This window comes from Paenibacillus sp. FSL R5-0887, from assembly GCF_038002305.1.
Lineage (GTDB): Bacteria > Bacillota > Bacilli > Paenibacillales > Paenibacillaceae > Paenibacillus_AQ > Paenibacillus_AQ odorifer.
Genome location: NZ_JBBOCE010000001.1, coordinates 2,314,704 through 2,338,197 on the forward strand (window position 1 = coordinate 2,314,704; position 23,494 = coordinate 2,338,197).

The window sequence follows — 23,494 nt, forward strand, 5'->3', positions numbered from 1 at the left end:
TTTAATAAAGGTTTCACAAGTCCAGTAGCAAATAATAAATAGAACCCTAGGAATTTTTATAAGATTCCAACAATGATAACCAACGCACACTCAGCTGAAATTTATAACTATTTTGGAAACTAAGTGATTGGTCTGCATTATTCTTAAGTAAGGAGGTAGGTTATGAAAAAATTTAGTATTCTATCATTTTCACTGATAATTTTACTAATTTTATTATTTGTATTAGTCAGACCCACGCAAAAGATCGTAAGTGTCAATCTTGCATCCGAAACAACAGAAATTACTTATACTGACCGTGAAAGCCTTCAAATCTTCGAAGATGCTATAAGAACTGTAAAAAAAGTACGCGGGTCTGTTGATGTGGGTGAACCGACTTATCGAATGACTGTTACTTACGCTAATTCAAAGGTGGCCGGATTCAGCCTTTATATGGATTTTAAAACGAAAGATGGTTTCCTGATTAAAGCTAGCAATAGCGAAAAGATGCTGGATTTAAGAAATAAGAATTCGGTTGAGCTAGCTGATCTGTTAAGTAAAGAAAAGGAAGATTAAAATTTGGAAACTCAATCTAAAAATAGGCATGGTCATCATACAAATGTAAAAACAAGCCATCCTTTAGTACTAACTAAGGATGGCTTGTTCGTAATTATATTATTTTCCTGCGCTTCAGATATACTGTCCCGCTCCGCTCAGAGCGCTGCAATTCTCTGCTGGATGCGTGGGAATAATGCAAAGGCATTCTCATAAAATACTTTCTCGTGGTGCTGCTCAGGCACAAGCCGGCGGACGAACTCCGCATACAGGTCAATAGGCGCGAGTGGCCAATCGGTACCGAACAACATTTTTTCATAGTGATCAGAGTACACCAACGCCCGGCGAAAATGATCCATAAACAGGGGTTCATTCATGAACCGCTCAAAATGAGGCCGATCACCAACAACGAGACCAGACAAATCGGCATAGACGTTCGGATTCTTGGCGACCACTTCGGCAGCATCCATCACCCAGGGATCGCCTAGATGGCAGATCATAAAGTTCACGTCGCGCCGTTGGAACGCCAGTTCGTCCACGGTAAGCGGATGCGCATACTTAAGCAATCCATTCATCGAATACGTATCACCGGTATGAATAACCACAGGCGTGCCGTACTTGGCTGCCAGCTCATAGATCGGCGAGTAGATTTTGTCATAAACGTAATGATGATAGTACCCGGCATAGAGCTTAATACCAGCTACCTCAGGAGCTTGCAGCCGTGCCTCAATTCGGTCCAGCTCATCCAAAGCATCCTTTCCTCCGAGCATATTCGGATTAATGCCCACGCATTCCATTAAGAATGGCGGCACACTGGCTTCCAAGTCGAGTCCCATCGGATTGGGAGAGGCAGAGTCAGGGAAGGCTCCCTTCGTCTGCTCCGTGACCCCCATTCCAATGCCGAGAACAACGTCGTTCTTGTCAAACTCCGCTTTGAGCCCAGCAGCTGTGTAATCAACTTTGGAGAGGTCCAGTGCTGTCTGATGAAAGCTATCGATGTCCGACAGATGAATGTGAATATCAATGATTGGCATTTATAGTCTCCTTTTTGTCAGAAGCACTAGCAAAGGTCACCTTCATAAGATTACGAACTGCCTCTGGATCCAGAGCGAGCTCTCCCATGATCATGAAGGTCGGCTGTGTCCAAGCGGTTTCTCCGTTCAGAAGTAGTAGATGGTGATTCACACCATATGTGAATACCTTATTGTTCACGTAAGACATAGCTCTCTGATTAGGATAACTATGCACCACATGCAGCATGTCTTTACGCGAAGTTGCACCGATTCGGATAAGCCCCTTGGATTCCAGATGGGCTTCGACCTTCCCGATAGGGAAGTTGCCTTCCTCTGGGAGCTCCATCCAGCCTTCCGAATAGATTGGTGAAGGCTTAAAGTAACTATCCTCGGATAGCGAATAATGCGGTAGCGTCATTCCACTTTCATTGGTTACTGAAATCAACACACAGAGCACAGGGACTCCGGGCAGCATAAGGTAATGCTGATTGATCGTGATCCCCCGGTTTGCTTCCTGCTTCTCCATCGAAGTGGTCAGTCTCAATCCCTTCCAGACGTTGCCGTGATCATCCATCTGCTCCGTCCAAGCTGCGCTTCTTGGCTCCTGCAACCGGCTAAATCCGCCTATGCCAGAAATACCCACACCGAGTCCACCATGCCAAGGATTCCACCAGGAACGTGGTTCAGCTTTGGGAAAGGTGCTGTCCAGCCACTCTTCTCCTTGGTGCTTCAAGGAATGCACAACGCTGCCGAAATCAGGAGCAGCTGCAATAGATAGAACTCCGTTGCTCACTGTGTAAATGGGACCCGCAGGTCCTTCTTCTATCCCACAAACAACGCTTGTTTCCGTTTGTGGAAACCAGAGGCCTGTTCGCTCTTGAATGCGATCCTCACCACGATAGACGACCCGGACCTTACGGCCAGATTCGTTGTGTTCTGGTGATTCTGTATCCTCAGTAGAGAGTTCAAAACCAGCGGAGTGCAAATTTTGTCCTCTTTGCAACTCCATCTCAGCGACACTTCGCTCCTCTTCTCCATCAGCCTGTACATACAATTCAAGGCTTCCATCAAGCGGTGTCATCTTTCGTTCGATTAGCTCGGCATGAAGTGCCCCTGCCGCAAAAGGATTTCCACCGCCGAGCGTTAGCTCAAGATGGTCATCCAACACCGGTATGACCGAATTCTCCTGTTTTAGGGCAAAGGCGCGGAATTCCGACCACTTAAGGAAGGTGTTAAGAGCAAACACCATAGTTTTTGTCCGTACGACATCTCCAGCGGAGATTCGGCCAAGATTATGCTCCAGCCCAAGCGGATATTCCGGACGAAGCAATTTTAGCGAAGGATCCCAGCAGATTCCGCATGTGATGTTCTCTTCCTTGCAGAACAACCAGTTCTCCGTAATTTGTGCACTGTCCCAAAGACTTGGATCGCCTGAGTAAGCATCGCCCATGTCCACGTATTGGCCCTGATATGGCAAGATGAGCTGTTTACCGAAAAAGCCGAAATTCGTCAACAGATACATGTCTTCTTCCAGGATATCACTATTGGTATTGCAGACCTCACTATAAAACTCAGCGATTCCGTTGGCAAATAGCTTAGCCACTCTTTTTATCTCAAGACCCGGGAATTCTTCCGACTCGTAAAGAGATTCGAGAACCTGGCTCTCCCCTTCAGAATAGATCTTTACTTCTTTGGCCTGTTTCTTAGAGAATTCTTCTGCGAATGGCTTGCCTAACTTCGGATGGGTCAACCAGAAATTATGGCTCGAGCCGGGATATTCAATCCACATTCCATTGTCGGTATTATTAAGATGAATAGAGTAAGCGCCATTCACAGCCACCCACTGATCCCCGTTTTCCCCGCCAAAGCGGCCATGCGTTCCCTTCATTAGAACGGATAGTTTGCTTATGAAGGTGACTGCCTTCTCTCCAACCGGAACGGCCGTTACCTCAATAGCCTGTGAATAAAGACCGTATGAATTTAGGGTAAAGGGTACTTGAATAGAAGCCTTACTCTTAGCTGGAACAGTAAAGCTTACTGTACGGTCCGCCCATACGAGGAATTCGTCTTCGGGCAAATCAAAAGAAAATTCTGCTTCTGCAGCAAAATTATTCTCCACATTAAGGTACAGTTCCGAAGGAAGACCAAGATACAATTCCCGGTGTGGCAGCGCTATCTTCATTTTGAGTGGAAATTTAGGAGCAACGCCAATGCGGAATTCCGCACGCTTGCCACCGATGATCCACTTGCTCATAACAACGGGGTGTGTCTTCTTATCGTTCTGTTCTTCCCGAACTGAATCAAGCTCAAAATCACCTTCCACGATAACCGTTTCACCTGGAGCGAGTATTCGCGCAGCAGATAGAGCAAAACGGATATTTTTATCGTTCTGGCCTTCGATCTCAATGGCCAGCTCAGACGTCGAACGATTCTTGATGCGATAGCGAATCTTGTAGGTCGAACCAAACACAAGATCATGATCATCAATTTCCGTAGAGATTTCATAGTCTGGTGTATCAAGAGCGGTCAGACCGCGGCCAGTCTTCTCGAATTCCGCCCGCAAGGAGAGTTTTCCCTTTTGCCAAGTGTAATCAAAGAAGTCAAAGCCACGCTCCTGGCGGCCATCTGGCTGGATGGGAAGTTCACGGGTACTGTCTGCATACCAATCCAGTTCTTCAAAATAAGGAGCAAGTGCTTCCGTTTGCAGTACTGTTGGAATGAAATTCATCAGATGGACGTAATCTTCATTTTTCTCCCAAAAAAATCCGCATTTCTTATACATCGGTACGGCTTTCGTATTACCTGCCCAGGTGAACAGATCAAGACGTGGCCAGCCCGCTTCTATTGTTTGGCGAACAGCGTTCAGAATCAGATTGCGGCCAACCTTGTATCCGTGATAATCGGGGCGTACATTCAATAGCGGGACATACAAAGCCCCTTCATCTTGACGGTAGTGGGCGAAGCTGCAGAAGCCGACTACCTCTTTGCCATCAACGGCAAGAAAGGCATTAAGATTGGACGAGATCTCCATCTCACGGCGCACACTGTCCTCAGTTCTTTGATTGGTGCCTCCGCCCCAGCTTTCGTTGCTGCGGTTCCACATTTCTGCGACTGCCCCAGCATAAGAAGAATCGTATTCGATAATGCGGATTTGTTCCGCTGTAGTATTTACAGTCATGCTTTCATCTCCTTATTCCTCAAAAAAATATGAGTATGTATTCGTATAAAGTTATTGTGGATAACCTCTCTACAACATATTGAAATAACTCCTACGAGTTCTTATTATACTATTAACTGGAAGCTCAATACGAGGTAAAAAACTCTTTCTCCTTATTTTCTACATAAACTCACTGCCAGCAGAAAGCTACAAAAAAAGCTGTCGAGTCACCCTCGACAGCCTGAAGCTGCTCCTAAGAGCAGCCTTTCTTCTTTAACAACTCTCCACACGATCCGCCGCTTTTTTCTTCATATTAGCGAGACCTACAATACATATCAACAGTACGCAGATAGAATAAGGAAGCGCCATATTAACGGTGTATAAGGCCGTACCTATAACTGGCCCTATGAATGACCCGCCACCTTGCAGGGCCGCAATAAAGGAAGCAACGCTTCTTTGCTCATGGTCTTGAACCGCCATTGAAGCACCCGCACTGTAGCCGAGCAGTGTAAAGCCGATGCCAATACCCAAGAATGTAAAGTCTACATACGCAAATCTGATGAACAATAACAATCCCAGCAAGCCTAAGGCAACAAATAAGAGTCCTACGAGCAGCACTTTTTTAGGATGCCATTTGAGATACTTACTGATTACAATTTGCGAGAGCACTACCATTATTCCCGAGATCGCCAGCCCCATTCCAATTAACTGAGTGGCTTGCTGAGTACTGTAACCCAAGCTATCCTGCACAAAAAATCCGATAGTAACCTGCACGATATTCAGAGCAAACGAAAGCAAAAGTCCAATCCACAAATAGAGGCGTATACGTCGATCATTGGGGGAAAGTGAAATCGCCTGCCGCTCAATCTCAATATTCTTTTCTTTAGGAATAAACACCAGAAACAATATAGCCAAGGTGAACAATAAAATAGCGGCCGCGTACATTGGTGAGGTCAGGCCCAGTGAAGCCATTCCTCCACTCATTGCGGGTCCTACTACGAAACCAAGACCGTTGGCCGCTCCGAATAATGCCATTCCTTGTGTACGGGTTTCTTTTGTACTCCAGCCCATAACATAAGCTTGTGCTAATGCCGGAATTCCTCCAAAGAAAAAGCCAGCGATTGCGCGAAGTAAAAAGAAACTCCAAAACAGACTCTCTTTACTCTGTGCATTTACTGCATAATCAGCCAATAGTGCAAAAATGATGAGTGTCGCCATATAGACGAACATAATCGAAGCAAGCAGCCACTTTCGGCTCATAAACGTTTGTTTTTCCCAGAAATATCCTCCGAGCAGCCAACATAACCCCGCCACCGATACTAAACATCCTGATTGAAAATCACTCAGCCCCAAATTTCGCGCAAGCGGACCAATAATCGGATTAAAAGCAGCTATTGAGATCATTCCTGTAAGTACGATTAGAAACATAATACCCCGTCTGTATTTCATAAAATTCCCTTCTCCTCTCAAGTAAACCAGAAACAATATACGATTCGTTATAATCGCTGTGTTTATGGTACTATGCTGGAAGTCAGGCCTCTACCTCTTGGCGGATTACTTTACTGGTTAGCGGGATTTATAGTAGAACAAACAAAAAAACCTGCTCTTAAGAGCAGGGTTATAGATGTTAATCCACCGTCCCAACATTCTCCAAGTGTAATGAGCTTTCGGAGCTGACGCCTGCTTCCGTACTCAGAGTAGTAAGTGCTTGTTTTAGATCCTCTTTATTCACATAGACATACGGACTCTTCCAAAGAGATTCCACATGTAAGGAATTAATATGCTCTGGTTTAAGTTTAGGAAAGTTGAATAACCACTGCTGCAGATCTGCTTGAGGAATATCCGTCTTCACATTTTCACCAATGATATCCAATACATTTCCCCATTGGGACACGCCTTGGAAATTTCCTAGCTTATCCAGAATCTGCTTGATTACTTGCTGCTGCCGATCATTGCGCTGGAAATCGGAGGATTCAGCCGTTCCTTGATTCGATTTACGGTACCGCACAAAATCAAGAACTTGTTGGCCATCCAGCTTCTGCAAGCCTTTCTTTAAATCGATGTGTGTACCATCTGCCGTATCGGTATATTTCATATCCATATCGACATCTATAGTCAGTCCGCCAAGCAAATCCACGGTCTCCTGCAACACATCAAAATTCACCACAACCATGTGATCAATCGGCAGACCGAGCAAATTGCTGAAAAACTCTTTTGTATTCGGAATAGCCTCTGTTTTGTCTTTTATGTAATGATAAGCATAATAATAATTGGCTTTACGGGAAGGTAACGATTTAGGTTTTAACAACAAATCCCTGGGTAAAGATAAGAAACTCGTCGACTTCGTGTCCGGATTAAAGCTGACAAGCATCAGAACATCGGTATTCATTACCCCACCGCCACCGTCCCGGCTATCTACCCCGGCAAGCAGAAAAATCATAGGTTCAACCGATACGGTCTCCTTTTTTTCCTCTGGAGCAGTAGTGGGTTGGATGGTGACTGGGGCTGCCATACGCTGTATCGCATCATCCGTCTTTTTGTATAAATACCCTACATATACTCCAATCCCTATAATAGTTGCGCCTAAGACAAGACCAATGCTCGTCAGAATTTTACGGGTTGTTGTCCACTTGCGTTTGTTAGACATAATTTCCTCCACTCAGTTCCAATAGCTTATTCAATCAGCACTTTCATCCTTATGAACTTTAACACTTAGCACTATGCCAATCGCTATCATATTAGTTAGCAACGAGCTGCCTCCATAACTAATAAAAGGCAATGAAATCCCCGTTAGGGGCAGTAACCCAATATGCATCCCAAGATTAACGGAAACTTGAAAGATGAACATAGCGATAAACCCGGTGACAATATAGGTACCCGCACGGTCCCTACTATCCAGTGCAATAAAGATCATTCGGTACACGAGCAGCAAATAAAGCATCAACAGCACGGATGAACCTATAAAACCGTATTTTCCCCCGATGACTACATAGATCGAATCGGAATACGCATATGGAATATATCCTTTTCGCAAAAAAATACCTTCACTGCCCGATAATCCCCCGGAGCCAATGGCTATCATTGCGTTTTTTACATGCCAAGATTTATCAGGATCGCTCTGCGGGTCCAAAAAGGCTTGGATTCGTGACAGTTGATGGGGCTCGACAATCTTGGATAACAAGTCGAAGTTAGCATAATACAGGCATAGTATCGTGCCGATCGAAATAATCACAACACCAAGGATCAGAATCATATATAGAGCACGGATGTTACCAATCCACAGCATACTAAGTAATATGCCAGCAAATACGAGTGCTGTACCCAAATCGGGCTGATCCATTATTAAAATGAAAGGAATTAAAAAAACGAAACAGACCGGCACTAAATCTTGAAAAAATCGCAGCCGCTGGCCCTCTCGTGTACCTAATAGATGAGCAATGAGCAGCACCGTACATATTTTAGCCAGCTCGGAGGGCTGAAGCTGAAAGCTCCCAATACTTAACCAACGCACAGCACCATTGAGGTTTTCTCCAACCAGCTTGACTAGTACTAGTAAACCTATGCCCACGCCATAAAAGAGATAGGCTAACCTGCCTAATAGAAACTTATAATCTATCAAAGCAATGAATAACATGGGTAGGCAAAATAAAGCAAATAAATACAAATAACTTATGTAAAGACCGTCTAACCGCGTATCCGTAGTCGCTTCATAAATAGCAACAGTACCCATGCCAACTAAGCAGGTGGTGAGGAAAAGTACGGATCTGTCCAACTTTGCAATTTTGGTAGAGATAAGCATTTACAACCTCTATTTAATTTCTGTAGTTTTCTTGTTGTGTACGGGATATATACATGAAAATGGGCATTATAAATAATCCGCTGAGCACTTTTACTTCTTTTTTCTCAATGAAGCGCTGCGGATGATTAGGTTAAATGATTACCTCAGATCATATTTGCCCTGATACGCCTTCTTCGATAACAGCTTAAGTTTATCTTCACTTAGCGTATAAATATCCATACCATTACCTGCCTCACCCAATGACCAGCCCAGTGCAAGCTCGTTATGGCCATCTTCATCAACATCAAAGAATCCGGCATAATCTAGACCATACCCAAACCCCTCAACCTCGGAAATCTTCTGCCAAGCTTCATTTTCCTGCCTCAACAACATTGCTTTTATAGTGTATCCTTTGTTTTTACTGTACTCATACACAACTACAGCTTCGTCGATTCCGTCTCCATCCATATCGCCAAAGGAGATGGCATTATCTTCTTGTCCCTTCATCGGAGTTATCAATTGAGCTTTGTCTGGAAGCCACTTAATAAATTCCTGGCTCGTTTTGTCTCGCTGCAGATTTGCTTCTGATGATGGAGGTTTAATCAGCTCTCCGGGTGTCGCCGGGACTCCGCATCCTCCGAGCAAAAATAAAGTTGTCAACAGGGTACCTATTTTTATGAATTTGCTCGGCATTTGGATCATCGACTCCTCGCTTGTCCGCATATATAGTATTTTATCTGTGAAAGAGATGAAAGTGGTTATGAAATAGTTAAATTTGAATTCTTATTCTATCGGTAAGTCAAATTGGACAATCGTTCCTTTGCCTAAAGTGCTGCTTATTCGCAGCTCTCCATGATGCAATTTAATGATCTGTTCCGAGATGGATAATCCCAAGCCGCTGCCCGAAGCCTGTTGATCCCCTTTGTAGAATTTTTGCCGCACATTCTCTAAATCCGTCTCAGCGATGCCTGAGCCTGTATCCTCTACAGAAATCACGACTTTCCCTGGAACCGTATGAGCGGTGATAAAGATTCGACCTGATGAACCAGTAAATTTGAGTGAATTATCAATGAGATTAATCATGACTTGCTTCACACGATTCTCGTCAGCTTGAATCACTGGCAGATGTTCTTCTATTTTTACATCTAGTGAGATGCCTTGTCGGGTCGCTCTAGGGGTAAGTTGTCTGCCGATATGCTGCAGTAGTTCTGTTAGATCCACAGATGTGAAGTGAACGGCGATTCTTCCGTTATCCAACTTGGAGAAATCCAACAATTCATCCACAATATGAGTTAACCTGTCACTTTCGGATTCAATAATATCAAGCCCATCATAAAACAGAGGTTGATTACTCACCTCACTCGCCTTTAAGGTAATTGCCCAACCTTTGATCGAGGTCAAGGGTGTTCGCAGTTCATGGGATACGGAAGCGATAAAATCATTCTTAAGCTGTTCACTCTTGGAGATTCGGCTTGCCATCATATTTAACGTATCCGCCAATGAACCAAGCTCATCTTGATAGCGCTTATGCACTCTGATGCTGAAATCACCTTCGGTCATCTGGTCTGCTGCCTGCTTCAAATCTTTAATGGATCTGGTTATGGTCCAAGACAGTAATAATCCAAGTAAGGTGACAATGCCAATGACGATGATCCCCACCCCGAACAGTAAAACCGTAATCTGTTTAACTGTATGTATAGTTTCCGTTAAGGACGTGATAAATCTGACTCCCCCCACGATGTTTCCATTCGCTTGTAAAGGATAGGATACCGCGTAAATCGCTTCCTCTGTGTTAGGGTCCGCACCTTTCCAACTGCCGGGCTGCCCTTTTATTGCTGCTTGCACATCTATGTACTCAGTCATAGTAAGATCGCCTTGAAGTCCATTTGAATCCTGCAACAGCCGGCCTTCAACATTAATAATCTGTACCTGTGCATCGGAATGACTCGCAAAACCCTTCAGTAACCTATCCGATTGTTCCTCCAGATCCTGGTCCCCAAAGTATTGCTGAAAAAAAGAAGCCGATAGCTCTGCTTGATTCATCAGGGTTTCCTCTATGTTATGAAAATAATAATATCGCACAGATACATTAAGAATGATTTCAAGAATGAGCACAGTAAGACAGATGACTACAAAATAGCTTCCTACTAATCTTTTCTGAATCCCCATTCTTCAACCATCCTTTCTAAAGCGGTATCCGAGCCCCCATACCGTCTCAATCCAAAGCGGATTAGAAGGATCAACCTCAATTTTCTCTCTTAACTTACGCACATGAACATCTACCGTCTTAGGATCTCCAATATAATCCTCTCCCCAGACAAGATTCATTAATTCATTCCTAGAGAGTGCTGTATCCGGATGCTCCAGAAAGGTCTTCATCATCTGAAATTCCTTCGGAGTTAATTCAATGCTGTCATCCTGCTTAAACATCTTGTTTGCATTCAGATCCAGCCGAATCGGTCCAGCTTGAAGTATCGTTTTTTGCGGCTTGAGAGCTGATTCTGTACGGCGCAAAATCGCTTTAATACGTGCTACCAATTCTAATGGATTAAAAGGTTTAACAATGTAATCGTCAGCACCCATTTCAAGGCCATTGATTTTGTCCATATCCTGTCCACGAGCGGTTAAGAAAATGATGATGACCCCAGCGTCTTTCTCTCTTAGCTTTCGGCATATTTCGAACCCATTAGAATCAGGCAACATGATATCCAGAACCAGAACATCTGGACGGCTCACCTCAAAGCTCTGCAAGGCTTCTTCTCCACAAGCAGCTTCACTAACCACAAACCCGTTATTCGTTAAATTTATAGATATAAAACGTCTAATATTATCGTCATCTTCCACAATAAGCACATGATTGCGATCAATAGTATCCACGATTTCCACCCCTATTACCCAGAGTCTAAACAAGTAAAAAACAAAAAAACTCTCCCGGTAAAGAGAGAGTCTTGTCTCAGATCTCTATAATTAAATCACAAGTGGATATTACTCTAAATCGCTATAGTTGTCAAAATCTAATCCAGATACACAGCCTTGCCGGTCTGCGCCGATTCATAAATAGCTTCCAATATTTGCGAAACAACAAAAGCCTGTTCAGGAGTTACAACCGGGTCCTTATCCTGTTCAATCGCTTCAATCCACTTTCTTAATTCTATATCCGGAGCACTTTCAGCTTTTCCTTCATAATAGGCAACGCCGCCTGCCCCAAGCTCAATTTTATTAGTGTACAGCTTGCTGAATTTCTCACCGTTAATTCTAAGTCCGTCCTTCATATCTGCGCCTGCTTCCGTCCCACTTAAGCTGCATTTCGCTTCATGTACGTCTAGTGAATTCAGAGCCCAGCTCGCTTCCAGCATGATTGTTGCGCCATTCTCCATTACGACCATTCCAAAGGCTGAGTCCTCCACGGTGAACTTTCTAGGGTCCCACGGTCCCCATGCGTTGGCAGCTTCTTCTTTTTGTGAAAGTTCATGATATTTAGTGCCAAGCACGACTTTAGGTTTATAGTTATCCATCATCCAAAGGGTTAGGTCCAGCGCATGAGTTCCGATATCGATCAGCGGACCGCCGCCTTGTTTCTCTTCATCAAGAAATACTCCCCAGGTCGGTACGGCTCTCCGTCTGATGGCATGTGCTTTTGCAAAATAGATATGACCAAGCTCTCCGGACTCACAGGCTTTTTTCAAATATAAGCTGTCTTCTCTATATCGGTTGTCATATCCAATAGTCAGCTTCTTGCCTGTACGTTTCGCTGCTTCAACCATTCGTTTGGCATCTGCCGCTGTCTTAGCCATTGGTTTTTCGCACATCACATGTTTTCCGGCTTCTAGTGCAGCGATTGATATTTCCGCATGAACATCATTAGGCGTAAGCACATGAATAATATCAATGGATTGATCTTTTAATAGTTCAGTGTAATCCGTATAGACAGTAGCTTTATTATTTCCGTATTTCTCCGCTGCTTCTTCAGCACGTTCTTTAATAATGTCACAAAAAGCCACGATCTCAACCTTACTTTGTCTGCTCAAGCTTGGAAGATGTTTGCCATTCGCAATACCACCACATCCAATAATCCCTACACGAAAAACCTTACTCATATCCTTCACCCTCACCTCTAATGGATTTGTTTGCTGTTTCGATAAGTTGCCGGTGTCATGCCTAACCGCTTGCGGAAGACAATATGCAAATAGGTAGCATTGGTAAACCCTTCCGACTGTGCGATTTGTTCTATCGGATAATTGCTTTCTTCAAGCTTGCGGCAGACCGCTTGCAATCGGATGTCCTCAAGCGCCCTACTGAATGATTGTTCTGCATTTACTTGCTTAAACACCCGCTGCAGCTGCCTTGAACTAATATTCAGCTTTTCCGCAACATTTTCTAAGGTAACCGTTCCTGAATAATTCGCTTCCATATATTGCATTGCGTATTGATACCGGTAAGTCAGCATATCTCTAACCGGCGCCTCCGTGCGGATCCCGCCTGAATCATACGCTCTAACGGCCTTTAATAAAATACTAATCACGAGATGCTTAATTGAAGTATAATATCCGGTCAACTTCCCATCGCATGCTTCGTATGCTTCTCGAAAACACTTCATAGCCCCGTGATAATCTTGTGCTGGGACCAAGGGTAAACACTTCAGCTTCTCCACACAGGTCTCAGCTTCCGCAACCTCCCAAAGATCAGCATCATCCCGGATCCTCTTCTTGATGTCAACATGCAGGCATAGCTCTTCCATGGATTCATCTGCAGCTGCCTCTTGACGATGCATAACACCTGGTCCGGTTAGATAGAACATTCCCTCTGACAGAGGATACTTTTGATCCCCAAGAATGACTTCTCCCTTCCCGCGCGGAATGAAATGAAACTCAAATTCAGAATGATTATGGAACTCGACTACTCTGCCCGGTGGAAAAGATGTCAAATGAAATCTAAACACTGTAATCTCGTAATGTCCCCATAGAATCGTGATATCCAATCTTTCAAGCATGTCCTGCTTCTCAAACATCATCTCATAGGGAAAGCTGCTCAACGTTAAGTCCTCCCAATCGGAATTACACAGCCTTCTTTAGCCGAGCGGTTCGCCGCCTCCATTAATCTGGTAAGCTCAACTGCCATTTCAACATTGTGAGTGGCGAGTGTATTATTTTGAATATGATCAACCCATTGATGGAAGGCGCTTTCACGATTGCTTTGCAGGGCTACTTCTTTCCAGCCTTCTTCTTTATCCGTGGATTTGTTCGTTCTAAGAAGAAGCTTATTCTCTGGTGTTCCGTAAAGCAGCGTTCCTTCAGTTCCATGCACCTCGATAGTAAACGGCGAATGACTATTCACGAAACCAGCCTCCACCACACCAATTGCTCCTGAATCCGCAAATAATGTCACTACAGCATTATCTTCCACTTCTTTACCGGTTACATACCCAAAATTAGCACTAACCCCAGTCACATCTTGATCTAAGAAAAGCTTCGCCAAATACATGGGATGACAGCCCAGATCAATCAAAGCTCCGCCTCCACATTGCTCCAAGCTAAAGAAATGATCAGGAAGCCAGCTTTCCGTTGCTCCGTTATGGGATAAGCGAACTCTAACGTAAGTAATCTTGCCGAGCAGTTCCTGACTTAGAATCTCTTGAATAGTTAATGTATAGCCGTCATTTAAACGAGGCAAGGAGACCGTTAGCTTCACTTTGTTCTCGTTAACTTCTGCGATAATTGCGTTAACTTCTTTTAACGTTGGGGCAATAACTTTTTCTGTGAAAATATGTTTGCCCGCCTTGGCCGCAGCCACGATTACGTCTCTATGCATATTCGTTGGTGCATCCACGATAACGGCATCTATATCCTCTTGCGCAAGCAGATCATCCAGTGATTCAAAAAAAGGAATATTCAAGCTTTCCGCAGCTTTGTTCCCACGCTCTACGTTTTCGTCCCAAACTGCAGCTAATACGGTATCTTCATGCTCCTGAGCTTGCTTGGTATAATCCCATGCATGCACATGCCAATAGCTGAGCTTACCAATTCTAATGGTCATTTACTTGTGCCTCCCGTATATATGTTATTCTGACATCTGCTATAAAAATAACACATAATAAACAGCTTTTTTAGTAGGAAAATGCGACAAAACATATATAATATTACGACACATAAAATCCGGAGTGAAATACGATCCCTAAAAAAAGAAACCCTTGCTATAAAAGCTAAAGGTTTCTTTATACTTGGCTTAATGGGTTAGTGGCTTATTATATCCTTTGTCATCAAAGGGCTGCAGTTTCTCGAACCACTTCTTTTTCAATAGTTTAAGCTCCCAGCGCACGTCGGTTACGTCTTCTGACTCCTTCTGCTCTAACACCTCATAGCCGAAGGCTTCTGCTCCAAGTTCCTTCCAGTCCTTTTGCAGCTCTGCATTCGCAAATCTGCCCATATCTAATTGCATCTGTATAGTCATCCATTTATTCTTCAGGTTGGGATAGCTGTCAACGAATATTTTCCCGCTTCTTTTGTTTGTAATTTGAATAGCACCCATGTACGTCTTGAGCTGCTTATATTGCTCCTGAAGTTCTTTACGTTTACTTTTGTCCATTATAATTTATGATTCTCCTTTCACAGGCCATTCTGCTAAATTTCAGTACCCCATTTCTTTTAATAAACGGGACAATACCGAAAGTCGTTCTCCGATCATTTCACCATCATCACTAAGCGCCTGAGCGAACAGCTTAATATCATTATCAATCATGGGATTATCTGCACATACAGATACACTCATTGCATCTCCCTGCAGTCCAATACGATCAATCATAGGGCTCTCGGGATCATACATTTTCGGAAAACGATAGGCCTCTTGAAAATACAAACTACTTCTGCAAATCAAAATTGCCAGGTCAAGCACACGGTGCATTGGCAGCTCTTCGGACTGTCTCGACCATTTGTCCCCTGTATGTCTCCATACCTTTGCTGAGATGTCGACCTTTCCTCTATCGTTCCATTGTGCTAATCCAAGGGACAGACCTTTTGCATCTGTGTCCCCGGCGTAGCGGCCATCAACCTGCTCGTAATTTTCTGACACGACTACAGGTTTATGTTTTAGAGTTGTTGGAATTTTCATGTTAGTCACTCTCCATTTTATGATTTACTAATTTACTCATTTACTAAATTACTAATTTACTAAATCTAAGATTCATATTACCCGGCAAAAGATCATCTGTCAAACGACATTACACCCGTTTTATCCAACAAAACAAAAAATCCCTCTGCGCGTAGCAAAGGGACTGTTATTTTCATGTAAAATATATCTCTAGCTTAAATGATCATTCACATTACAAAACCAAACCATATGGACAGAATCAGGTCCCCAATAGTCTTCTACTACTTTATAAGGCTGCCCAAATTTACGTTGCCACCTGACCTGTGCACGTTTATAACCGCTGTCCAGACAAAACTGCTCTACCCCTTGCTTTTTTAGAAATATCATCATTTCCTTAATTAAGGCTGAACCCACACCTTGACCCTGATAACTTGGCATAATGTATAAACTGCCCAATTCCCCTATTTCATCTAACTGATGGTCCGTGCAGGTTTGAATATCTTCGCCACAAGGTCCAAAGGAAATCGTACCGACAACCTGCTCTTCTATTTTTGCAAGAAGGAAGTAAGGCTCTCCGGTCGTAGTATCCAGTGAAGTCATCACCATTTGCTTTTTATGATCTATTTCACTTTGGATATCGTCTTGTAAATGATCAAGCCCTTCTTTTTCAAAGGCATCTTGGATTGAAGTTTCAAAAACAGAGCATGTGGATTCAAAATCAGCTGGAGAAAGCGTGCTTATGGTCATTTGATTACTCTTATTCATTGATTCGGACACCTCTTCTATTCCCGGCCGGAATTCTTAAAAACCCTGCAATAATATACTATCAGCATTCAGACTGAAAGGTTTATATTCATAGAACTACTTTACTGGAGGTCATCATGAATATATTGTCCTTTCTGATCTATTGCGTTGTCGCTACATTTACACCCGGTCCTACCAATATTGTTATTCTTTCTTCCGTGCAGCATTCCGGGGCTAAAAAATCAATGGGGTATGTATACGGATCCACGCTGGCTTTTGGCTTATTACTTATCCTTTCTACTCTGCTGAACCGTATTCTAGTAGAAATCATCCCAAATATCCTGATCATTATGCAAATCATTGGGAGTTTATATATGCTCTACCTTGCTTATAAAATCTTTAAAATGGGTTCAATGGAAGACCAGCCTGACCCCAATGCCAATTTCCGCTCAGGCGTGCTTATGCAGCTTGTGAATCCTAAAGTGCTAGTATTTACACTAACGGTTATTCCCAACTACGTAATGCCATTCTATACCTCTTCGCTTGCCTTGTTTATATTTGTTATAATTATAACTGTGATCGGATTTTTTGCATTTACGACATGGGTTGTATTTGGGACAATCTTCAGAACATTTATGAAAAATCATCAAAAAGTTCTAAATACCGTGATGGCACTGTTTTTAGTATACTCGGCCATTATGATATCGGGAATCCTATAAAGTCGTGGAGGTTAAGAACGTGGAGAAATTTAACTATAAAAAGTCAGCAGAGATCCTGTCCTTATCCGCCAGCCTTACTGATTTCACCTATAAAAAACATTGCCATGAGGAATATGCACTCGGTGTGACCCTTCGTGGCATTCAGCAATATAATCTTGACGGTAGTTTGCAATCCTCTCATAAAAATGGCGTAATGTTGTTTAATCCGGAACAAACGCATGATGGCAATGCGTATGATAAAGGTGGCATTGATTATGTCATGCTTTATATTAAGCCAACCCTAATGTTAGAGATATTAAGAAAAAAAGAACTCCGCTTCGCCACTCCTATCTTATACGATGACAAATTGGCGCAGTGCATATTAGCCCTAAACCATGCCATTCAGAATGGCAAAGAGGAGTCTTTGTGCAGTGAACTGCTATTCACTCTGGTTCATTTAGTCTCTAATACTGAAATAGTTACCGATCGTAGAACGAATAATAAATTTCTCAAAAAAGCAAAGGAAATGATGTACTGCAGTTTAGACCATGTGCTGAAGCTGGACGATCTCTGCACAGAGTTTGGTCTATCCAAATATCAGTTTATTCGCGAGTTTAAGACACATACAGGAATATCACCCTATCAATTTTTCTTAAATTGCAAGGTAGAGCGTGCCAAGCAGTCCATAGAGAGAACCAAGGATATCTATGCAGCTGTTGTAGATTGCGGATTTGTGGATCTAACTCATCTGAACAGGCATTTTAAAAGCGTGTTCGGAATAACCGCACATGAATACCGGTCACAGCTGTAAGATCTGCCCGCCTACCATTGTCCAGAGCACTTTGAATTCATCATCCAAGAGAACCAGGTCAGCATCCAAGCCAGAGGTGATCGTCCCCTTTTGTTGAAGTTCAAGAATATTGGCCGGTGTAGTTGAAGCCATTTGCACGGCATCTGTGAGCGAAATTCCAGTTTCGACAGTATAACGTAAGGCTTCATTCATGGTAACTGTACTGGAGGCCAGCGTGCCATCTTCCAATCGCGCTATGCCACCAGATACCGTAACCTGATGTCCTCCAAATATATAATTTCCATCCCCTAACCCCATTGCCTGTAAGGCATCTGTGATCAAGACCATTCCTTCCGGTCCTTTCATGGTATGCATCAAGCGGATAATTGCAGGATGCAGATGGACATTATCAACAATAGCTTGCAGGCTCACATGCCTCTCTTCGAAAGCGGCAACCACAATCCCCGGATCTCGATGATGGATCGGCCGCATGCCATTAAAACAATGCGTAACATGACTTGCCCCAGCGGCAAAAGCTTGTTTGGCTTCCTCATATGTGGCATCCGAATGAGCAATCGCTATCACCACTCCCCGTTCTTTCAAAAAGGAAAGAAGCTCCATGCCTCCCGGCAGCTCAGGAGCAATCGTAACCATTTTTATGAGTGATCCAGCTTCTTGGAAAATGAGCTTCATTTCCTCTAAGTTAGGATGCCGCAGATACTTTTCATTTTGCATTCCTTTTCTCTTGGGGTTTAGATAAGGTCCCTCTAAGTGAATGCCTGCGATCTTTGCTCCCACTTCATGCCCAATTACACGTTTGACACTACGAATCATCTCTAAAAGATCCTCCATCGTAGAACTCACAGAGGTAGCCAGAAATGAGGTGCAACCAGAAGCTGCACAAGCCTTCGATACTTCTTGAATACTCTCTTCAGTACCGTCCATCATATCAAACCCGTTAGCGCCATGAATATGCACATCTATCATTCCGGGCACTAACAAATGCCCTCCGCCATCAATCCGTTCATACTCACCCTCTGGGATAGAAATATCTCCTGAGTCTATCCTCATCACCTTTCCTTCAGAAATCCATACATTGGCCGCTGAAACTATACTATTCTGAAGCACTACTTGTACATTTTGCAAAATATAAGTCATAAACATTCTCCTCCAGTCGTTATCACTCTTGATTTCGAACCTCTTCAACTTCATCTAAGCACTCAATAACTGTGATGTTCTTCTGATCTAGAACTTCTCTGATCTCGATTGGAAGCTCTCGATTTGTAACTAAAATATCAACGAAATCAAAGTCTAGCCGATAAAAGGATTTAGCATTAAATTTGGTGTGATCCGCTACTAAAATCACTTGATCAGATCTTCGAGCCATTTCTCTTTTTACCCGCGCATCTTCTTCATAAGGATAATAGAGTCCATCAGCACAGATCGCCGATGCTCCAATAAAGGCTTTATCCGCACGAATTTCACTAAGTTTATCGATAATGGAAGAACCATATAACAAGCGGTTTTTCACATTCAAGTAACCACCAAGTACATAAATTAGCAGATCCTCGCGATGGGATAAAATCCCTACATTATCTATCGAGTGCGTGACAACCGTAATATCCTGCGCACTAATTTGTTCTGCAACAAACTGTACAGTGGTCGATACATCTAAAATCACAGTCTCACGATCTTGGATAAGCCCGGCCGCGATCTTCCCTATTCTCTGCTTACTCTCGGATTCATCGATCAAACGATCCTGATAAGATAATAATTCTTTTTGCAATTCAGGTAACGCTAGACCGCCATGCGTCCGAACAACGACGCCCTCTTGTACTAACCTAACAATATCCCGTCGGGCAGTATCTCTTGAGACTTCAAATTGCGTACAGATATCTTGAACACTCATCGATTGGTGTTGTTTCAAATATTCGAGTATTTTTAATAATCGTTCCTCTTGATACATAATGAAATTCACCTCCTAAAGTCATCATAAGTCATTTTATAAGTATTTACAAGCATTTATAAGTTAATAATTAAGTATATATAAGTATTAATGCGTAAAAAAAGACGAAAGCCAGATGCATGTGCATCCGCTAACGCCTTTAAAATGTCTATTCTTTAGGATTCACTTCACAATGTCACTTCACATCGCGGTTCCAGCTCTTCTGTATCTTTCGAATATAAACAATTTGGCCCACATGATAAGCATTATGTGTTGTTACATTTCCGAGAACTTCCCACCATTTACTGTCTGGAAATCCTTGAACATCAGCTTCCAATTGTTCTTTCTTAATCAATTCCTGCCAGTGTAAAAGAACCTCTAAAAGTTGTTTTTGCAGCGCTTCGAACGTTTTCCCTTCTGCAACGACAAAGGTATTATTATTACTATCCACTGGAGGAACCGCCTGAACACTGGCTTCTTTATACCTTGTTTGCCAAGTTTCATTCCAGTAAAGCAGATGCTGCACAATCTCAGCAATACTATTGCTTTCTTCCGTTACCTTCCAAAAAGCTTCTTCTTCACTTAAGTCTTTAACCGCCACTTCAAAGGGCACATACCAACTCGGATCATTCGCATTGGCCAGCAACTGGTTGGCTAGAACATCATAAGCATGAAACATTCTTCCTTCCCCCATTTTCCAGATAAATTATATGCAAATCAAGTACCGCAGAATGTACGATATGGACATGCGGATTCCTCAGGAAGTGCCGAGTATTCCTCTTGTTCAGAGGAGTAGGCGTATGGGTTAGTCAAAGCTTGAAGTAACCTCTCCATCACATCGTAATCTTCCCGCTCTACCGCAGCCTCAAGCGCTTCTTCTACACGATGGTTCCGCGGAATAATCGCAGGATTGCTGCTATGCATCAGCTTCTGTGAAGAGGATTGTGATTCCTGCTGCCTGCTAAGCCGCGCCTGCCATAGCTCATTCCATTGCTTAAATTCAGGGGTGCCAAACAGATCAGCATCTTCCGTTACGCCTAAAGTTAAGGACCGAAATGTATTAGTGTAGTCAGCCCGATATTTTTGCATCAGTTCAAGGAGGGTATCAATCAGAGCAACATCCTCTAACTCTTCGTTAAAGATTCCCAGCTTCGCTCTCATTCCCGTTAGCCAATATTGATAGGACCGCTCCGAAAAATCTGAAATTGCCTCCTCAGCCAGCTTAATCGCCTGTGCCTGATCGTCAGCCAGCAATGGCAAGAGAGTCTCGGCAAATCTGGCGAGATTCCATGCGCCAATCCCGGGCTGATTGTGGTAAGCATAACGACCCTGCTGGTCTATGGAACTAAATACTGTCTCAGGATTATACACATCCATGAAGGCACATGGACCATAATCAATCGTTTCTCCGCTAAGGGCCATATTATCAGTATTCATCACTCCGTGAATAAAACCTACAAGCTGCCATTTAGCAATTAGCGCTGCTTGACGTTCCATTACTTCCCGAAGCAGAACAAGATATGGATTATCTTCCACAGGAGCTTCTGGATAATGTCTTTGCAACGTGTAATCAGCCAGAATACGCAGATCCTCCACAGTCCCCCATGCAGCAACATATTGGAAGGTTCCAACACGCAAATGACTGGCAGCAATCCGGGTCAGAACCGCCCCCGGCTGTTCCGTTTCCCGAATTAGCGACTCCCCTGTAGCTACCACCGCCAAGCTGCGAGTCGTAGGAATCCCAAGTCCATGCATAGCTTCACTAATGATATATTCGCGTAACATCGGTCCAAGCGCTGCCCGGCCATCGCCACCACGAGAGTATGGGGTTCTTCCCGCACCCTTCAATTGAATATCCACACGATCACCTTGAGGGGTGATCTGTTCGCCCAGCAGCACTGCTCGACCGTCTCCCAACATGGTAAAATGTCCGAATTGATGTCCAGCATAAGCTTGCGCAAGCGACAGGGTACCTTCAGGAACTTCGTTGCCGGCAAGAATCCCAAGACCCTCCTTACTCTGTAGTGCGGTGCTATTCAGCCCAAGAGTAGCAGCCAATGGTTCATTAAAAATAATCAGTTCCGGTTTACCCACAGGCGTTGGCTTAATCCTTGTAAACATTGATTCCGGCAGTTGAGTATAACTGTTCGCAAAATTCCAGCCTATATCTATTTTCTCTGTCATATTATCTCCTTTTTATACCCTCAGTCTCTATGCCTTTATTAACTCAGAATAAGTTATGTTAAAATTTAATGCAAATCTTCTCGCAGACCTATGTTTTTGCCGAAGTGTTACAAAGACCGCCCGGCTTCCTGCCATTTTATGCAGGGAACCGGGCGGTCTTAATTATGATGTTCTATCTTGTTTTCAAATTATTTGGAAGCTAATTCGCTCCGCCTTTGGAGAGCATAATATTGAGAATGGTCTTGTCAGTATCCGCCAGCCCTTCCTGAACCAAACGCTCCATGTTGCGGATGGTATCTTCCACCTCTTCGAAAATCACACCATCCTTGGTTGTAGGAGCAATGTTGTTCATAGCCAGAGTGGCTGCCTGGATCGCCGTATTGGTGGAGGTGGAAATCTTCAGCGCACAGGTAGAATTCGCACCGTCACAGATCATGCCTGACAAAGAAGCTATCGTATTCTGTATTCCATGCTTGATCTGCTCAAGACTGCCGCCCATGAGATAAATGATCCCGCTATTTGCTCCTACTCCCCCTGCAATCCCTGAACCACATAATGGGGACAAACGCCCGATATAATGTTTGATGTGCACAGTGACCAGATTGCTCAGTGCAAGCGCCCGAGCTAGCATTTCTTCATCTTTGTCCAGCAATTCCGCCAGAGCTATAACGGGAAGCGTACAGGCGATGCCTTGATTGCCACTGCCCGCAGTTGTCATCACAGGCATTGCACTGCCATCCATTCGAGCATCTGAAGCCGCTGCGGTAGCCGCGATAATTCTGTTCGCTACATCATTGCCGAACAGATTCACCGCAGATTGCTGATTCATTTTCTTACCTACTTGCAAGCCATAATCGCCTCGCAATCCCTCATCAGAGATCGCTTTGTTCATCCGCGCCCCTTCCAAGAGAAAGCTAAGGTCTGAAAAAGGAGCGGTACAGATAAACTCGAATATCTGGTCAACTGAGCCCGCATACTCTTCCGTGTCGGAAAGACCAGGCTTGCCACAGTCGGCTTTTGAATTCCGGGGTGTTATTTTCTCCCCGTCCAGAGCCAAATATTCTATATGGGTGTGCTCTCTGGCAATAATGGCAGTCGCCGTATGGTTCTGCGTAAACAATTGGGCTTCAATATATAATTTCTCAGGAGTGTCCTTTATCTCCACTTTTAGCAGCTTTCTATCCAGCAGGTCATTTGCCATCTTCAACTCAGCCTGCGTCAGACCTGACAGAATTTCCAGCTCCTTGTGAGAACGGCCGACCACCGCTCCAAGGGCTGCTGCGATGGGCAGGCCTGTCTGGCCTGTCCCGGGAATGCCCACTCCCATTGCATTTTTGATAATATTACCGCTGAGATGCAGCTGAATCCCCGTAATTTCTTCCTCGAGAAGCTCTGCCGCCAAGGAGACGGCATACGCAACTGCAATCGGCTCCGTACAGCCTTCTGCCGGCACGACTTCCTTGTGTAAAATTTCCAATAAGTTGCTCATGTATGCATTTCCCCCTTTTCTCTCGCTGTTGGACTTATTTATATATAGTAACTCAGAGAGAAGTTTCAGGGAATCCTTTTTC

22 protein-coding genes are annotated in these 23,494 nt (G+C 43.7%); 3 read left to right on the top strand and 19 right to left on the bottom strand.

Annotated features, from left to right (window positions below; genetic code table 11):
• Positions 1–162 precede the first annotated feature (162 nt).
• Positions 163–552 carry a hypothetical protein gene (locus tag MKY14_RS10435; protein ID WP_076127262.1) on the top strand — a complete coding sequence of 130 codons (390 nt, stop codon included), beginning with the start codon at positions 163–165 and terminating at the stop codon, positions 550–552.
• 137 nt (positions 553–689) lie between these two features.
• Here the strand turns inward: MKY14_RS10435 and MKY14_RS10440 are convergent, their stop codons facing one another.
• The 14 genes from MKY14_RS10440 to MKY14_RS10505 form a co-directional block, all read right to left on the bottom strand.
• Complete coding sequence (locus MKY14_RS10440) at positions 690–1,565, bottom strand: amidohydrolase family protein (protein WP_076104960.1); 876 nt, start codon at positions 1,563–1,565, stop codon at positions 690–692.
• Positions 1,552–4,722: a GNAT family N-acetyltransferase gene (locus MKY14_RS10445; RefSeq protein ID WP_340976433.1), complete on the bottom strand. Its 3,171-nt coding sequence runs from the start codon at positions 4,720–4,722 to the stop codon at positions 1,552–1,554. Before MKY14_RS10445 ends, MKY14_RS10440 begins: the two co-directional genes overlap by 14 nt.
• A gap of 252 nt (positions 4,723–4,974) precedes the next feature.
• Positions 4,975–6,150 (bottom strand): MFS transporter, encoded by a 1,176-nt coding sequence (locus tag MKY14_RS10450; protein ID WP_076276134.1) that lies wholly within the window; start codon positions 6,148–6,150, stop codon positions 4,975–4,977.
• A gap of 178 nt (positions 6,151–6,328) precedes the next feature.
• Positions 6,329–7,348, bottom strand: coding sequence for an LCP family protein (locus MKY14_RS10455; protein WP_248548567.1), 1,020 nt, complete (start codon positions 7,346–7,348; stop codon positions 6,329–6,331).
• A gap of 30 nt (positions 7,349–7,378) precedes the next feature.
• Entirely contained in the window at positions 7,379–8,500 is a 1,122-nt protein-coding gene (locus tag MKY14_RS10460) for an FtsW/RodA/SpoVE family cell cycle protein (protein WP_340976434.1), read from the bottom strand.
• A gap of 138 nt (positions 8,501–8,638) precedes the next feature.
• The gene (locus tag MKY14_RS10465; protein WP_076182931.1) at positions 8,639–9,172 is read right to left on the bottom strand and encodes a hypothetical protein; all 534 of its coding nucleotides are present in this window, start codon (positions 9,170–9,172) and stop codon (positions 8,639–8,641) included.
• Between the two features lie 90 nt (positions 9,173–9,262).
• Positions 9,263–10,648 carry a sensor histidine kinase gene (locus tag MKY14_RS10470; RefSeq protein ID WP_340976435.1) on the bottom strand — a complete coding sequence of 462 codons (1,386 nt, stop codon included), beginning with the start codon at positions 10,646–10,648 and terminating at the stop codon, positions 9,263–9,265.
• Positions 10,649–10,651: 3 nt separating this feature from the next.
• Positions 10,652–11,356: a response regulator transcription factor gene (locus tag MKY14_RS10475; protein ID WP_076127275.1), complete on the bottom strand. Its 705-nt coding sequence runs from the start codon at positions 11,354–11,356 to the stop codon at positions 10,652–10,654.
• 137 nt (positions 11,357–11,493) lie between these two features.
• Positions 11,494–12,576 (bottom strand): Gfo/Idh/MocA family protein, encoded by a 1,083-nt coding sequence (locus MKY14_RS10480; RefSeq protein ID WP_340976436.1) that lies wholly within the window; start codon positions 12,574–12,576, stop codon positions 11,494–11,496.
• A 17-nt stretch (positions 12,577–12,593) separates the two neighbouring features.
• Positions 12,594–13,511, bottom strand: a complete 918-nt coding sequence (locus MKY14_RS10485; RefSeq protein ID WP_248548564.1) for an AraC family transcriptional regulator — start codon at positions 13,509–13,511, stop codon at positions 12,594–12,596.
• A 2-nt stretch (positions 13,512–13,513) separates the two neighbouring features.
• Positions 13,514–14,512 carry a Gfo/Idh/MocA family protein gene (locus MKY14_RS10490; protein WP_076281549.1) on the bottom strand — a complete coding sequence of 333 codons (999 nt, stop codon included), beginning with the start codon at positions 14,510–14,512 and terminating at the stop codon, positions 13,514–13,516.
• Positions 14,513–14,701: 189 nt separating this feature from the next.
• Positions 14,702–15,061, bottom strand: a complete 360-nt coding sequence (locus MKY14_RS10495; RefSeq protein ID WP_340010599.1) for a GIY-YIG nuclease family protein — start codon at positions 15,059–15,061, stop codon at positions 14,702–14,704.
• A 42-nt stretch (positions 15,062–15,103) separates the two neighbouring features.
• Positions 15,104–15,583 (bottom strand): DUF6530 family protein, encoded by a 480-nt coding sequence (locus tag MKY14_RS10500; RefSeq protein ID WP_038572158.1) that lies wholly within the window; start codon positions 15,581–15,583, stop codon positions 15,104–15,106.
• A 189-nt stretch (positions 15,584–15,772) separates the two neighbouring features.
• Positions 15,773–16,327, bottom strand: a complete 555-nt coding sequence (locus MKY14_RS10505) for a GNAT family N-acetyltransferase (RefSeq protein ID WP_076281548.1) — start codon at positions 16,325–16,327, stop codon at positions 15,773–15,775.
• 116 nt (positions 16,328–16,443) lie between these two features.
• Between MKY14_RS10505 and MKY14_RS10510 the strand changes: the two genes are divergently transcribed.
• Together MKY14_RS10510 and MKY14_RS10515 are read left to right on the top strand one after the other, a co-directional pair.
• Complete coding sequence (locus tag MKY14_RS10510; protein WP_076278710.1) at positions 16,444–17,025, top strand: LysE family translocator; 582 nt, start codon at positions 16,444–16,446, stop codon at positions 17,023–17,025.
• A 19-nt stretch (positions 17,026–17,044) separates the two neighbouring features.
• On the top strand, positions 17,045–17,815 hold the full coding sequence (locus MKY14_RS10515; protein ID WP_076127284.1) for an AraC family transcriptional regulator: 771 nt from the start codon (positions 17,045–17,047) through the stop codon (positions 17,813–17,815).
• Here the strand turns inward: MKY14_RS10515 and nagA are convergent.
• From nagA to MKY14_RS10540, 5 genes are all read right to left on the bottom strand, one after another.
• Entirely contained in the window at positions 17,804–18,952 is a 1,149-nt protein-coding gene (nagA, locus tag MKY14_RS10520; protein ID WP_339168591.1) for an N-acetylglucosamine-6-phosphate deacetylase, read from the bottom strand. The two genes, MKY14_RS10515 and nagA, sit on opposite strands and share 12 nt — an antisense overlap.
• Before the next feature lie 22 nt (positions 18,953–18,974).
• Positions 18,975–19,760: a DeoR/GlpR family DNA-binding transcription regulator gene (locus MKY14_RS10525; RefSeq protein ID WP_076218423.1), complete on the bottom strand. Its 786-nt coding sequence runs from the start codon at positions 19,758–19,760 to the stop codon at positions 18,975–18,977.
• A gap of 175 nt (positions 19,761–19,935) precedes the next feature.
• Positions 19,936–20,418: a DinB family protein gene (locus tag MKY14_RS10530; RefSeq protein WP_076190662.1), complete on the bottom strand. Its 483-nt coding sequence runs from the start codon at positions 20,416–20,418 to the stop codon at positions 19,936–19,938.
• A 38-nt stretch (positions 20,419–20,456) separates the two neighbouring features.
• Positions 20,457–21,923, bottom strand: a complete 1,467-nt coding sequence (locus MKY14_RS10535) for a protein adenylyltransferase SelO (protein WP_076190660.1) — start codon at positions 21,921–21,923, stop codon at positions 20,457–20,459.
• Between the two features lie 199 nt (positions 21,924–22,122).
• Positions 22,123–23,412, bottom strand: a complete 1,290-nt coding sequence (locus tag MKY14_RS10540; protein ID WP_076218429.1) for an L-cysteine desulfidase family protein — start codon at positions 23,410–23,412, stop codon at positions 22,123–22,125.
• Positions 23,413–23,494 lie beyond the last annotated feature (82 nt).

Coding starts and splice junctions, on each gene's coding strand:
- MKY14_RS10435 (WP_076127262.1), top strand. CDS start 163: ATGAAAAAATTTAGTATTCTATCATTTTCACTGATAATTTTACTAATT.
- MKY14_RS10440 (WP_076104960.1), bottom strand. CDS start 1,565: ATGCCAATCATTGATATTCACATTCATCTGTCGGACATCGATAGCTTT.
- MKY14_RS10445 (WP_340976433.1), bottom strand. CDS start 4,722: ATGACTGTAAATACTACAGCGGAACAAATCCGCATTATCGAATACGAT.
- MKY14_RS10450 (WP_076276134.1), bottom strand. CDS start 6,150: ATGAAATACAGACGGGGTATTATGTTTCTAATCGTACTTACAGGAATG.
- MKY14_RS10455 (WP_248548567.1), bottom strand. CDS start 7,348: ATGTCTAACAAACGCAAGTGGACAACAACCCGTAAAATTCTGACGAGC.
- MKY14_RS10460 (WP_340976434.1), bottom strand. CDS start 8,500: ATGCTTATCTCTACCAAAATTGCAAAGTTGGACAGATCCGTACTTTTC.
- MKY14_RS10465 (WP_076182931.1), bottom strand. CDS start 9,172: ATGCCGAGCAAATTCATAAAAATAGGTACCCTGTTGACAACTTTATTT.
- MKY14_RS10470 (WP_340976435.1), bottom strand. CDS start 10,648: ATGGGGATTCAGAAAAGATTAGTAGGAAGCTATTTTGTAGTCATCTGT.
- MKY14_RS10480 (WP_340976436.1), bottom strand. CDS start 12,576: ATGAGTAAGGTTTTTCGTGTAGGGATTATTGGATGTGGTGGTATTGCG.
- MKY14_RS10490 (WP_076281549.1), bottom strand. CDS start 14,512: ATGACCATTAGAATTGGTAAGCTCAGCTATTGGCATGTGCATGCATGG.
- MKY14_RS10495 (WP_340010599.1), bottom strand. CDS start 15,061: ATGGACAAAAGTAAACGTAAAGAACTTCAGGAGCAATATAAGCAGCTC.
- MKY14_RS10500 (WP_038572158.1), bottom strand. CDS start 15,583: ATGAAAATTCCAACAACTCTAAAACATAAACCTGTAGTCGTGTCAGAA.
- MKY14_RS10505 (WP_076281548.1), bottom strand. CDS start 16,327: ATGAATAAGAGTAATCAAATGACCATAAGCACGCTTTCTCCAGCTGAT.
- MKY14_RS10510 (WP_076278710.1), top strand. CDS start 16,444: ATGAATATATTGTCCTTTCTGATCTATTGCGTTGTCGCTACATTTACA.
- nagA (WP_339168591.1), bottom strand. CDS start 18,952: ATGACTTATATTTTGCAAAATGTACAAGTAGTGCTTCAGAATAGTATA.
- MKY14_RS10525 (WP_076218423.1), bottom strand. CDS start 19,760: ATGTATCAAGAGGAACGATTATTAAAAATACTCGAATATTTGAAACAA.
- MKY14_RS10530 (WP_076190662.1), bottom strand. CDS start 20,418: ATGTTTCATGCTTATGATGTTCTAGCCAACCAGTTGCTGGCCAATGCG.
- MKY14_RS10535 (WP_076190660.1), bottom strand. CDS start 21,923: ATGACAGAGAAAATAGATATAGGCTGGAATTTTGCGAACAGTTATACT.
- MKY14_RS10540 (WP_076218429.1), bottom strand. CDS start 23,412: ATGAGCAACTTATTGGAAATTTTACACAAGGAAGTCGTGCCGGCAGAA.